Source organism: Dyadobacter sp. HNCC25DJ183 (assembly GCF_056895175.1).
Map to the genome: position 1 here is coordinate 961,534 of NZ_JBXHAP010000001.1, position 13,086 is coordinate 974,619.

Consider the following 13,086-nt stretch of genomic DNA (forward strand, 5'->3'; position numbering starts at 1 on the left):
TTAAACAACAATTTTGATGAAAAATAATTTGTACAAAACGGCACAAGCTGCTCAAAAGCCAAGGCGCCTGCTATGGTCTTCACGGACTATGCTCGCGATGCTTTTAGGCGTCTTCGTAGCCTTGTCCGGTGCCCAGGCTCAGACCGGCTCCTCAATTTCTGGTAAAGTTTCCGATAAACAAGGCGCTTTGCCGGGTGTTTCCGTTGTCGAGAAAGGCACATCCAACGGTACCACGACCGACTCCGAAGGAAAATTCACATTGCAGCTTTCAGCAGGAGCCAAAACGATTACGCTTTCCAGTGTTGGCTATGTAGCTCAGGATGTGGATGTAGCCAACAAAACGAATGTAACTATCACCCTGGAAGAAGATCAGAAAACGCTTAATGAAGTGGTGGTGATCGGGTACGGTTCGCTGAACAAAAAGGAAGTATCCAGCGCCATTACCCACCTTTCGTCCAAAGACCTGCTCCGCGTCGGCGGCAATAACCCGATGATGGCGATCCAGGGCAAGGTGGCGGGACTTACCGTAACCAACACTTCGACTGCGGATCCGAACTCTTCGCCTAATATCCAGTTGCGGGGTGCATCGTCGCGCAGTGCGGGACTTGGTCCATTGTTTGTCGTGAATGGGATCCCTGGCGGTAACATCGACAACATCAACCAGAACGAGATTGAATCCATCGACGTGCTGAAAGGCGGCGCGGCATCGGCGATCTACGGAACGCGCGGAAGCAACGGGGTAATTGTGATTACGACCAAAAAAGGCTCCGGCGAACCGCGTCTGTTCTACGACGGCTACACTACTTTTGACTATCTGGCCAATGAGCTTTCAGTGCTTTCGAAAGATGAATTCCTGGCTAACAAGCGGGGTTTTGACTTTGGCGGAAATACCAACTGGCTCAAAGAAGTAAGCCGCCAGCCTTCGTTCTCGCACAAGCACACGCTGCAATTCTCTGGCGGAAACGGGCAGACCAACTATTTCACTTCCGTGGATTACCGCGATGCAAATGGTATTGACCTGCGTTCCGGCAAAAGAGAATATGGCGGCCGCGTGAATATCAACCACACCACAGCCAATAACCTGCTGGCACTTACATTCAGTGTAGCGCCGCGCTATGCCAAGATCAGCGAGGCTGATTACAGTGCATTCAACTACGCATTGACGCTGAACCCAACAACTCCATTGCGCGATTCAACGGGTAAATACAGCTATATCAACTCCGGATTCTTCGCGAACAACCCGGTGGAATACGCTACCAACGTTTTGCAGGACCGCGAGCAGAAATCACTCGATCTGAATGGATCTGTCAAACTGAACATCCTTGAAAACCTGAACACAACCCTGACTTTCGGGGAGGTAAGCTCGTCGAGACGGATCATGGACTTTGTACCATCCAACATTACGCCGGTCATCAACGGAAATGGCCGCAATGTGGGTTACCAGGCTCTGGAAGACAAAGACCAGAAAAGCCTTGAATGGTTAGGAAACTATTTCCTCGATCGCGGCAAACATTCAGTAAAGCTGCTCGCGGGTTACTCTTTCCAGTATTTTACAGCTTCGGGATTCAATGCCAGAAACGAAAAATTCCCGTCCAATATCCTTACCTATAATGCACTTGGAACCGGACTCTGGAATTTGGAAAAAGGTATCAAAAACGTAGGTTCTTACAAAAACAGCTCCAAACTGATCGCCTTCTTCGGACGGGTAAACTACGATTTTGACCAGAAATACTATTTCTCTGCCAGTCTTCGCCGGGAAGGTTCTTCCAAATTCGGTTACGACAACAAATGGGGCTATTTCCCTGCTGCATCTTTCGCATGGCGGGCAACACAGGAAGGATTTTTGAAAGATATACCCTGGCTGAATGAACTGAAACTGCGGGCGGATTATGGTGAAACAGGTAACCAGGATTTCGGCAGCTATATGTCGCTGGATACCTACGGCGGCTACGGCTACTATCCTTATAACGGAAGCTCATACCAGGTGTGGGGACCTAACCAGAACACCAACTATGATCTTCGCTGGGAAAAAGCTTCCAACTTCAATGTGGGTCTTGACTTTGAATTGCTCAGCAGCAAGCTTACAGGTAGCGTGAACTATTATGTACGTACCAATAAAGACCTTTTAGGTAATTACAACGTATCCAACCCGCCTAACATCCAGGGTCAAACCTTCGCGAACGTGGGTACCATGCGCAACACGGGCGTTGAATTGCAATTGAGCGCGGCGATTGTCAACAAAGGTGCATTCAGCTACAACTTGTCGGCTACCGGCGCATTTAACGACAACAAATTTGTCTCGTTTTCAAACGACCTCTTCACTGGTCAGAAATACATTGACGTGGTAGGAATGCCAGCGCCGGGAAGTCCGGGAACATTGCAGCGTTTGCAGGAAGACAAGCGGATCGGAAGCTTCTACGCATTGAAATCTGCCGGAGTAAATGATGCCGGTGCATTGCTGGTGTACAACAAAGAAGGCGAAGTAGTACCTGCCAATGAAGCAAACAATGACGACAAGCAGTTTATCGGGAATGGGCTTCCGAAGTTCACGATGGGTATTACCAACAATTTTACCTACAAAAACTGGGACCTGAGCGTGTTCCTGCGCGGCGCATTCGGCTATAAGCTGTTCAATACCTATGCATTCTATCTCGGCACACCTGCTGCACAGCAGAATGCCAACCTGCTTACCTCGGCATTTGACGGAGGTAAATATTCGAAGCTGACCAGTACTTCTACGTACTCTTCGCTTTCGGATTACTTCCTGGAACCGGGTGGATTTTTGAAAGTGGACAACATTACGTTGAGCTATACGCAGCCGATAAAATCGAAATTCATGCAATCGGCGCGCATTTATGCGACGACCAGGAACCTGGCAACCTTTACCAAGTTCACCGGTGGAGATCCTGACCTGATCCAGATCAACGGGTTATACCCGGGTGTAAATACCAATCCGGATAACAACGGTACACTCAATTACTATCCGTCGACAACACAGCTGTTGCTGGGATTACAACTTACATTCTAATATCCTGATTTAGAACAAATGAAAAGAAATTCGATTTCAAAATATATACTCCGGTTTGCTGCCTGCGCACTGCTTTCGGTGACGGCCGGCTGTACCAACCTGGACGAAGAACTATACGACCGGATTACGTCAGAAAACTTTCTGCAAACGCGTGAAGACGTGATCCGCGATTTTCTGAGAGCATTCGAGCACAGTTACTGGAGTATCCAGGGCGGTAATACGTTTATGCTGCAGGAAAACAGTTCCGACGAAATGATGACCATTAACCGTCAGGGCGACTGGTTTGACGGCGGACAGTTCCAGCGGGTGCATTACCACACCTGGACGCCGCAGGACGGCTTTACCAGCGATCCCTGGAACGCGCTTTACGGCGGTGTGACACTGGCGACCAACTCGCTGGAAGATCTGGAAGGGATCACGGATCCTACCAAATTTGATATGACGCGTGCAGAACTCGACGGGATGATCGCCGAGCTGAAAGTACTCCGCGCTTGGCTGAACATTCGTTTGCTGGATTTTTATCGCAACATTGTGATTGTAACCAAAGTAAAAGGCCAGACAACAGGCGGCCCGCAGGTCGCTCCGCAGGAAGCATTTGCATTCATTGAGCAGGAATTGAAAGATGCGCTTCCGAAACTACCGACCAATACAACGCTGGGCGACAATGTAGTAGGACGCTGGACGCAGGGTGGCGCAGCATCGTTGCTGGTTAGGTTGTATTTAAATTCAAAAGTGTACACTGGTACGGACCGTTTTGCTGATTGTGCGAAAATGGCACAGGAGATCATTGATGGAAAGTACGGCAACTATGCACTGGAAAGCCGCTGGGACGCACCATTTGATTACACCAATCCTACTTCGAAAGAAACTATTTTTGGCTTCCCCGGAAGTTTTGCGCAGACGCACTGGCAGTATGACGGCGGAATGTACTTCTGGATGCTGCCTAACCTGGCAACAAACTACTTCGGATTCACAGATTTTGGCAATGCCAACCCGAAGTATGCCATGCAACCTGGCCGCGACGTGGATAGTGTTGAGTACAACTTTACGCTTGGAAAGCCTTTTCTTAAATTCCAGAAGTACAAGGATGATGTACGTTTGAAAAAATACAAAAACCTGGGTAACAGCCAGCGCGAGGGAATGTTCCTGTATGGTTATTTGCCTTATACCAACCCACAGGGCAAAGCAGATACCGTGAGAGGCTTCAAAGGTCCTTACCCGCTGTTTTTGCGTGACCAGGTTGGTAAGTTTCTGGATGCAAAACCAGGTACCAAAATTGCCGATAAGGTTTCCAACATGAACAACGGAGATAATAACTCTGGTCTGTACCCGGTGAAATATCCTTACTACCCGAGCAGTGATCCGAACAAGATTTCTTCGGCTTACGCGGAGGTTCGTTTTGCTGAGATCTATTATTCTCTTGCTGAATGTAAATACCGCGCAGGCGATAAGGCGGGAGCCGCAGTATTGCTGAATGCAGTGCGCAAACGCAATTATCCGGCCGGTTCACCCAGTCTTTACAAAGCAGACGGAAGCCAGCTGACAGACAGCGAAATGCTGGACGAATGGATGCGGGAGTTTTTGGCGGAAGGCAGAAGAAGAACGGACCTGGTTCGCTGGGGCGTATTCAGCACCGGCACGTGGTGGGATAAAAAACCTGACGCGGACAACCATACCGACATTTTCCCGATAGGTCAGAATGTACTGAATGCTTCCCCTCAGTTGAAGCAAAATCCTGGATATTAATTTTAGATAAATGAGATTTCACAAACTCCTGGTGGGATTAAGTGCCGCGACATTGTTCGCGGTACTTGGCTCTGCCGCATTCACCGGCCCAAAGCCACAAAAACATGCCGTAGTTGAACGTCCCAGGGAAGCCTGGGTTTTGCGTTCGGTACTTGATGGAAGACCGCGTATCCTCAGCATTGCGCTGCATGATCGTCTCTGGCTGGCTTACAATACCAAAACAGCCGCATTGTACAAAGCTTGGACCGGGAAGATCAACTTTGGCGGCCCGGTTTATACCTCTTCTCACGGCCCGCAGCCTGTTTCTGCCGGGGTAACCTATATGGAAGAGCCGGATGAAAATCCGTGGCGCATTATGGCAGACAATAAGGAAATTACTCCCGAGGTCAGCTACAAAGGCCACACGATCATGGACAATCAGGTTATCCTGAAATATGACCTGGAATATCAGGGCAAGAAGATTTCTATTGAAGAAAAGCCGGAGTTTTTCGATGCAGGAAGTGGCAAAACGGGTTTTGAGCGTGTATTTACGGTTTCCAATGTACCTGCGGGTGTGGAACTATCCCTGAATGTGCACCTGAATTCGATGGCAACAGATACTGATTACAAGACCGATGGAAAATACCAGGGCGTGATCAGCAAGGAAATGGCGGGTAATCAATCCCTCATTGCGATGAATGGGAAATTGATACTGAAAAACAATGGAAAAACTACTTTCTCGGTAAACCTGACCAAAAAACCGGAACAGCCGCAAGCTTCTCAGAAGGAAAACAGGACAGATATGATCGCCGGCCTCTTTGCCAAAAGCGATTGTAATACCTGCCACAACCAGGAAGTGAAAACGGTAGGGCCGGCTTACAAGGCCATTGCTGAACGTTACGAAAACAACGATCAGAACAAGAATGCATTGGTTACCAAGGTGATCAAAGGTGGCGCTGGCAACTGGGGACAAATTGCCATGTCGCCGCACCCGGACCTGAAAAAAGAAGATGCGGAAACAATGGTATCCTATATCCTCGAACTCGATGCAGAGAAAGAAAGAGCACAGGCAGCCAGCAAACTGATGCCCAAACCCGCCTACCCTATTTCCATCAAAACCGTAAATCCGGCACAGGTATCGGGTGCAACTGAGAAGCCAGGCCTAGCGAGGCCCGGCATCGCAGTGAATATTTACCAGTTCGCCAGCGGAATCGGCAGTGTGCCGGAGATCAATGATGAAATGTTGCCTGTTAAGTCTGGTACGATCAACGCGCTGCATTTAGATGATCAGGATTTTGGTGATTTGAAGGACAACTTCGCGATTTACGCAAGCGGATATATCAATATCAAGAAAACGACTAATATCGTATTTCGTCTGGTGTGTGACGATGGCGGCAAGCTGTATATCGATAACAAACTCGTAGCCGACAATGGTGTTAACCACCCGCTGCAATCCACCGACGCGGAGATTATTTTGAAGCCGGGCAAACACCCGTTTAAGGTAGAATATTACCAGGGCGGATTTGGAAAGGGGCTTTCCCTGCAATGGAGACCTTACGGCAGCAAAGAATTTACGGTGGTACCTCCTTCGGTTTTCACTTACAAAGGCGCGGATATAAAAAGAACGGGTCAGACTGCTATTGAAGTGAAGAAGACGGACGTTCCAGGTGATCAGTCGCCGCTTGTTGACGTGCACCCGAGCTTTACATTATCGCAGGCGCGACCGGATAATTTCCAGCCAAGAGTAGGCGGAATGGACTTTCTGGCCGATGGAAGAATGGTAGTAAGTACCTGGGATTCGCTCGGCTCTGTTTACATTGTCGACGGCCGCAAAGCAGCTTCACCCAATGATATCAAAGTGAAACGCATTGCTTATGGCCTGGCCGAGCCGCTGGGCTTGAAGGTGGTGGATGATGAAATTTACATCATGCAAAAACAGGAACTGACCAAGCTGGTAGACCTGAACAAAGACGAGATCATTGATGAATACCAGACTGTCTGCAACGGCTGGAAAGTATCTGCCAACTTCCACGAATTTGCATTCGGGCTGGTTTACAAAGACGGATATTTCTATGGAACGCTCGCTACTGCCATTAACCCGGGCGGCGCCAGTACCAAGCCACAGATCCCGGACCGCGGTAAGGCTGTGAAAATCTCTAAGAAAGACGGTTCGTTTACATTCGTTGCGTCAGGATTGCGCACGCCGAATGGAATTGGGCTGGGCGTTGACAACGAGATATTTATCGCAGATAATCAGGGTGACTGGCTTCCTGCCAACAAGATCATCCATTTGCAGGAAGGCGCGTGGTATGGTTCACGCTCGGTCGATTTTGAAGGCACCGCAAATAAGAAAGAAGCGCCACCGGTAGTTTGGCTTACGCAGGATGAAATCGGTAACTCACCAAGTCAGCCTGCAAGACTGAATGTGGGACCTTACCAAAACCAGATGATCCACGGCGACGTGACGCACGGCGGTATCAAGCGGGTATTTGCCGAAAAAGTAAATGGCGTGTACCAGGGAGCTGTCTTTCGCTTCACGCAAGGACTGGAAGCAGGTGTCAACCGGCTTGCCTGGGGACCTGACGGTTCACTGTATGTGGGCGGCGTAGGTTCGACCGGAAACTGGGGACATAGTGGCAAGTTAGGCTATGGACTTCAAAAGCTGACCTTCAACGACAAGGTTGCATTCGAAATGCTGGCAGTACGTGCGAAATCAAATGGGGTGGAAATCGAATTTACTGAACCTTTGAAAGAAGGTGTTGGTGAAAGTGCATCCGACTACGAGATCAAGCAATGGTGGTTTAAGCCGACTGCTGAGTACGGCGGCCCTAAAATGGATAATGAGAACCTGGCGGTGAAAGCGGTCAAAGTATCGCCGGATCGCAGGAAAGTAACTTTGCAGCTGACGGGAATGAAGAGCAAACACGTTGTTTACATTCATTTAAACCGGAAAACAATCGTGAGCCAAAGCAGCAAAAATCTTTGGAGTACCGAAGCCTGGTACAACATGAACGAGATTCCACAGGGTATTTAATCACCCTGGTTAACATAAAAAAAACGGACTATCCACCTGCTGGTTGATAGTCCGTTTTTTTTAATATAGATCAGTACCCTGAATTAAAGCATTTCCTTTCTCTTGCTGGATCCTTCCGGCGGATAACTGATCGTGTCCTTTAAGGTTGAAACCTTCTCCTTGGAAAAGGAGGGAATGGAAAGTTCGCCGGATTCCTGCCATTGCTTTACCTGCTCGCTGGCTTTCGCGGCTTCTTCGGGAGAGTAACCCTGATCCTGGGCAAGGTAGACGGTCTGCGAAGGCAATGCAAAGCTGGTTCCGCTTTTGGTAACCACTTCCATCATCCGCAGCAGCAGATCCTCCTGAATTTCGAGAAAATCATCATTGTCAATGGTATTGATATAGGCAAATACCTCGATTTTGAAAGAAGTTGCGCCAACTTCGATCAGCCGCACGCGGGCAGGCGATGAATTCACTTTCGGATGTGCATAAAGGATCGCTCGGAGTTCTACGAGCAGGTAGCGCAACTGATCCGGCGTAGTCTCCATGCGCAGATTGAACACAGGGTGAAACCAGAATTTCTCCCGGTAAGCCAGGTTTTCTATTTTCAATGAGGACAAATCTCCATTGGGGATACTAACCACCGTACGATCATTTGTCCTGACACGGGTTGCACGCATTCCGATCTGCTCGATGGTACCGGCTATGTCGCCTATCTTACAAAAATCCCCTACCCTGATCGGCTGATCCGCGATAATGGTCACACTGCCGATAAAGTTCTCTACCGTCTTTTGGGTACCGAGCGCCAGCGCAATTCCGCCAATTCCCAATGCGGCCAGCCCGGTGCTTACATCGAAGCCAAACGTATCCAGTACCAAAAGGATCCCTCCTACGACGATAGCGATCTTCAATGCACGCCGGGAGAAAAGTATGGCAGAAACAGCAGCCTGGTTCCTGCGCCTCGCCATTCTGCGTTCCGTGATCCGCGTGGCAACATCCACCAGCTCCCAGATCAGAAGAAGCGCAGCTGCCAGGCCGACGATCAGTGTCAGGTTACTGAACCATTGCCGCACTACGATTGAAATTCCCGCTTCCCGGCTGAGGGAAACAAACAGCAGAACAGCCAGATACAAGCGAGCCGGCAGTGAAAAAGCCTTTAAGACACCTGATATAGGCTCCTCCCCAGCTTTACGGTATACTAACGGAATTGTGCGCAGGAACAGTCTTGCGAGCAGACTTGCCGCGACGAAGGAAAGTATGATCAGCAATAGCATGGCGACCCAATGCGCAATCGGTACGCCGCCCCAGTCATTTTCTATCAGGATTTTGGGAGAAAGCTTGCTCAGCAGCGAGCTTGACGCGATCTGGGCTGAATCAAGTGGAATACGTTCAATGGTCTGCGTAGAGAAAAGCCATATTGGCCCTCCCGATGCATCTTTGGTGCTTTCAAGGATCAGCTCCACCGACTCGTTATTAACCTCCACTGCCCCGATCCGATCCAGATTGGGGCCAAGTTCATCATCCGTTTTGCCTTCATAATCGTTGCTGATCCACGAGTATGGGTAAATGCTCCCTTTCGCTTCCACAAGCGCGTTCAATGCCTTCGCCTGCCGCGTGCGGTCCTGTTTTTTCTTCAACGCGGGATCCCTCCTCAGGTACAATGCGGCTTTCTTGAAGTTGTTTTGAGAAGCGGCACGCAAAAAACCATCAACTGCTCCCCGGGGAGTCCGTCTGCCTAGTGAATCGGGTGGGTAAGTGACTTCTGATTTGCCTGCTTTGGTGGTATCCTGGGTAGTAGCAGGGAGTTGTGCATGCAGGTTGGAGCCCGTGAGGCCCAGGAATATAGAGAGAATAAATATTCGGAGCACGCTGCCTTTTTTGAAGAGCCGGCGGGCTTCATTGGAAAATGTAATCGGAAGAAAATCGGAGTGAATTGTTATCGACATTGCATTTTTTAATCAGGTGGATGAGCAGCTGTTTTCTATCGCTATACTCCATGCCAGTCAAGTTTGAAGTTCGGCAGAACCTCTGTTTTGAAAAGCTTCTGAGTTTCCCGTACAAATTCAGTGCCTCGGCAAAAGTAAAAAGAGCGGCAGCGAAAATGTGTGACTTATGTAACTATTGCCATTTAGATGTAACATTCCCGGCGGCTGACTGATGAACTTTACAGTTATTATCATTAATATTTTCAATTATGACAATCAGCCGCATACTCGGGATAAACAGCAGAGAAGTAGGAAAACGCGGCATTTTTTCGCGCACGGTACAAATGGTAACAGCCATCATGAATGATATCATTGCTGGTCTTGGCAATGTCACCAATTACCGCGAGAGCTGCAACGCAGTGGACATCGAAAAAGGATTAATGGGCATGCAAGTTGTCGTTCAAAGGGTAAACGGACCGACATTCAAATGAAAGCGATCGATTTGAATGGAAAGTACGCTAGTGGACAGAAGGTGTTTGCTCTGAAAAAACCGGAGCAAATGCTGGTTATCCGCCGGTACTATGGAAGAATTTACTACTGCAATGCGGTGAGTGGCGAAGACGGGGAATATGCCTACTTCGAAAGCGAGATCAACGCGATCAGCTAATTATATATTTTCAAGATTGTTGTCTCTTTTCTGCCTGAGCTTTTTATAGAAAGAAGGCGACAATCCTGTAATCTTTTTGAATTGATTGGACAAATGTGAAACGCTGCTGTAATGCAGATTATAGGCTATTTCTGTGAGATTTAGCTCATCGTAAAGCAGCAGCTCTTTCACACGTTCAATTTTGTGGTTGATGATGAATTGCTGGATATTGATCCCTTTTACTTCCGAGAAGATATTAGATAAATAGGTGTAATCATATCCTAACTTCTCTGCGATATAATCCGAGTAATTGGTCTTGGGAAGCGCGTCCTCGTGATGTACCATATTCACAATCACATTCTTGATCTTTTCGATCAGGATACTCTTCTTATCATCCAGCAATTCAAGTCCTGACTTCAACAGGTTTTTCCGCAACATTTCAAATTGGTCTTTCGATAGGTCATCATTGACCTGTACCGACCCGAGCTCCACAACCTTGTAGCTCACGCCCAGCTTTTCGAGCTCCTCCTGCACCATCATTTTGCAGCGTAGGCTAACCATGTATTTGATATATATCGTCATGAAATACTGTCTCTAAAACTTAACGGAGTACAAATTTTTCCCTTATCAGCAATATAGCACCTGGAATCGCCCATTTCACACGAATCAGGCATTTGAAGAGTAATTATCTTTATCAATGCCTGTCTACACTTCTATTGCTGATATGATTCTCTTATTGGAAAAGGTGTGAATAATACAACTATTACTACATCTTTCACAACAATACATGTACAAAATGGAATCACCTTTGAGTGTGAAAATCCTTTCGCCATTATTCCATGTATATGAAACACAAATTCCTCAACATTCTAATAAATAGTGCACTAATGGTGACTGCTTCTCAGATCATCTACGCACAAACGGCTCCAAACCTAAGTACAGCCAGCAGTTTTGCACTTTATACCTCCGTCGGCGGCTTCGGGAATACAGGAACAACATCCATAATAGGCGACGTGGGCAATGGGGCTGGCACCGTTACCGGTAACGCTGTGACTGTGACAGGTCAAACCCATTTTGGTGATGGTGCAGGAGTTTTGGCTGCAACCGGCGTAGCGACGGCTTATGCCTTTCTGGCCAGTGAGACTGACAATCCGTGTGGTAACACAATTATATCCCCACTTGGGGAGGGAACAACGCTAAATGCAGGCGTACATTGTAGTACAACAGCTACTGCACTAACAGGCACTTTGACGCTGGATGCAGAAAATGACCCCAATGCAATTTTCATTATCAAAATTAACGGCGCGCTATCCGCAGATGCGACTGCTGACATTGTGCTGGCTAACGGCGCCCAGATCAAGAATGTATACTGGCAGGTAAATGGCGCATTCAATGTGGCGGCTGATGTCGCGTTTCTTGGAACAGTCATCAATGCTGGTGCTATTTCATTTGAATCAGGCGCATCGCTCTCTGGAAGGGCACTTTCGACAGCAGGTCAGATTACTTTGAACAGTAACACCATCTCTAATGCGGATGTTTCCCTACCGGTCACGCTGGTGAGCTTTACCGTCAGAAAAGGGGAAAATGCAAATGCAGAACTGCAATGGTCAACCACTTCTGAGGTAAATAGTGATTACTTTGAAGTTCAGCATAGTCTGCTTGGAAAAGCGTGGACAAAGCTCGCTATCGTCAAATCACATGGTGAGAGCACTGCATTCATGTCTTATTCCTTCTCTGATTTATCTGTTCGTTCAGGAGATAATTTGTACCGTCTGAAAATGGTGGATAAAGACGGGACTTTTGCATACAGCAGTATCAGGAGCCTGAATGTAGAGAGTGGCAGCAAGATTGTACTCTATCCTAATCCCGCGATTAGCAGCCTGACCTTGTTAACAGCAGATATCGGTCATATTCAAGGTGTCCAATTTTTCAATACCGCCGGCAAACTGGTGCTGGACCGGACACATTCAGAAGTGGCAGATACGACGTCGGAATTTAACATCAACCATTTACCAAACGGGCTATACATTGTTAAAGTGAGTTTTGAAAATGGAAAGACTGAGAATGCCCGGATTATAAAGAGATAATGCCTCGCCATTCAGTTGAAAGAGACAACTATATGCACATTATTCTTCTTAATATCAGCCACTAAGCTACTATCCCGAATAAACCCTATCTAAATGGAAACTTTTCACGTCTTACTTTTCAGCCACCGCGACAGGACCGACGCAATTATTAATAAGTATGTTGAAAAATACAAGAATTCCGGTGAGCCTGTCACTATGGATGTGTGGGTTTCTTTCATTATAGAAAATGCACAAGATGTTATTGCAGAGCTAACCCAGAGCGGCGCCGATGTATTTCACGAGGCTATAACCAATGGAATTAACTTAAAAGTTGAAGACTACGACGCGATCCGCGAAGTAAACCTGAATGCTGCCTCCAAGTACAAATTGGAGCTAAAAAGTATATACGAACGCATTAGTGCGGCTTAGCTGGATCATCACGCTAACCACAACACTGCCATAGCTGGTTCGTAGTAATTTGTCTGAACATCAAAAAGGCACCTCGCTCTCGCAAGGTGCCTTTTTGATGTTACGTAATGATTCGAATCGCACCGGCGACCCGAAATGACCTGCTGCTTAGAAGCGGACGCAGCACCTTTTAAGTTGGGATCAAGCAGAATTCTTGGGGTGAGATTAAGCATAAAGTTTCGTGATCCTGAATAGGAAGAACGGAATATCCCTCA

Annotated in this window: 9 protein-coding genes; 7 read left to right on the forward strand and 2 right to left on the reverse strand. The window is 47.7% G+C overall.

Annotated features, from left to right (window positions below):
• Positions 1–16 precede the first annotated feature (16 nt).
• Genes AC1XTG_RS03895 through AC1XTG_RS03905 form a run of 3 tightly spaced genes read left to right on the forward strand, consistent with a single transcriptional unit; the run spans position 17 to position 7,787 of the window.
• The gene (locus tag AC1XTG_RS03895) at positions 17–3,028 is read left to right on the forward strand and encodes a SusC/RagA family TonB-linked outer membrane protein (RefSeq protein WP_484841089.1); all 3,012 of its coding nucleotides are present in this window, start codon (positions 17–19) and stop codon (positions 3,026–3,028) included.
• Positions 3,029–3,046: 18 nt separating this feature from the next.
• Positions 3,047–4,774, forward strand: a complete 1,728-nt coding sequence (locus AC1XTG_RS03900) for a RagB/SusD family nutrient uptake outer membrane protein (RefSeq protein ID WP_484841090.1) — start codon at positions 3,047–3,049, stop codon at positions 4,772–4,774.
• Positions 4,775–4,784: 10 nt separating this feature from the next.
• Complete coding sequence (locus tag AC1XTG_RS03905; RefSeq protein WP_484841091.1) at positions 4,785–7,787, forward strand: PA14 domain-containing protein; 3,003 nt, start codon at positions 4,785–4,787, stop codon at positions 7,785–7,787.
• Between the two features lie 83 nt (positions 7,788–7,870).
• Here the strand turns inward: AC1XTG_RS03905 and AC1XTG_RS03910 are convergent, their stop codons facing one another.
• A complete protein-coding gene (locus AC1XTG_RS03910) occupies positions 7,871–9,712 on the reverse strand; it encodes a mechanosensitive ion channel family protein (RefSeq protein WP_484841092.1) in 1,842 nt (613 codons plus the stop codon).
• Positions 9,713–9,960: 248 nt separating this feature from the next.
• Here AC1XTG_RS03910 and AC1XTG_RS03915 point away from each other — a divergent pair, with 248 nt between their 5' ends.
• Together AC1XTG_RS03915 and AC1XTG_RS03920 are read left to right on the forward strand one after the other, a co-directional pair.
• Complete coding sequence (locus AC1XTG_RS03915) at positions 9,961–10,182, forward strand: hypothetical protein (protein WP_056286638.1); 222 nt, start codon at positions 9,961–9,963, stop codon at positions 10,180–10,182.
• Positions 10,179–10,358: a hypothetical protein gene (locus tag AC1XTG_RS03920; RefSeq protein WP_056286635.1), complete on the forward strand. Its 180-nt coding sequence runs from the start codon at positions 10,179–10,181 to the stop codon at positions 10,356–10,358. The genes AC1XTG_RS03915 and AC1XTG_RS03920 overlap by 4 nt, the downstream gene beginning before the upstream one ends.
• Here AC1XTG_RS03920 and AC1XTG_RS03925 read toward each other — a convergent pair whose 3' ends face one another.
• On the reverse strand, positions 10,359–10,919 hold the full coding sequence (locus AC1XTG_RS03925; protein ID WP_056286631.1) for a helix-turn-helix domain-containing protein: 561 nt from the start codon (positions 10,917–10,919) through the stop codon (positions 10,359–10,361).
• A 305-nt stretch (positions 10,920–11,224) separates the two neighbouring features.
• Between AC1XTG_RS03925 and AC1XTG_RS03930 the strand changes: the two genes are divergently transcribed.
• On the forward strand, positions 11,225–12,424 hold the full coding sequence (locus tag AC1XTG_RS03930; protein ID WP_484841093.1) for an ice-binding family protein: 1,200 nt from the start codon (positions 11,225–11,227) through the stop codon (positions 12,422–12,424).
• Between the two features lie 93 nt (positions 12,425–12,517).
• Positions 12,518–12,832: a hypothetical protein gene (locus AC1XTG_RS03935; protein ID WP_484841094.1), complete on the forward strand. Its 315-nt coding sequence runs from the start codon at positions 12,518–12,520 to the stop codon at positions 12,830–12,832.
• The last annotated feature ends 254 nt before the right edge of the window (positions 12,833–13,086 follow it).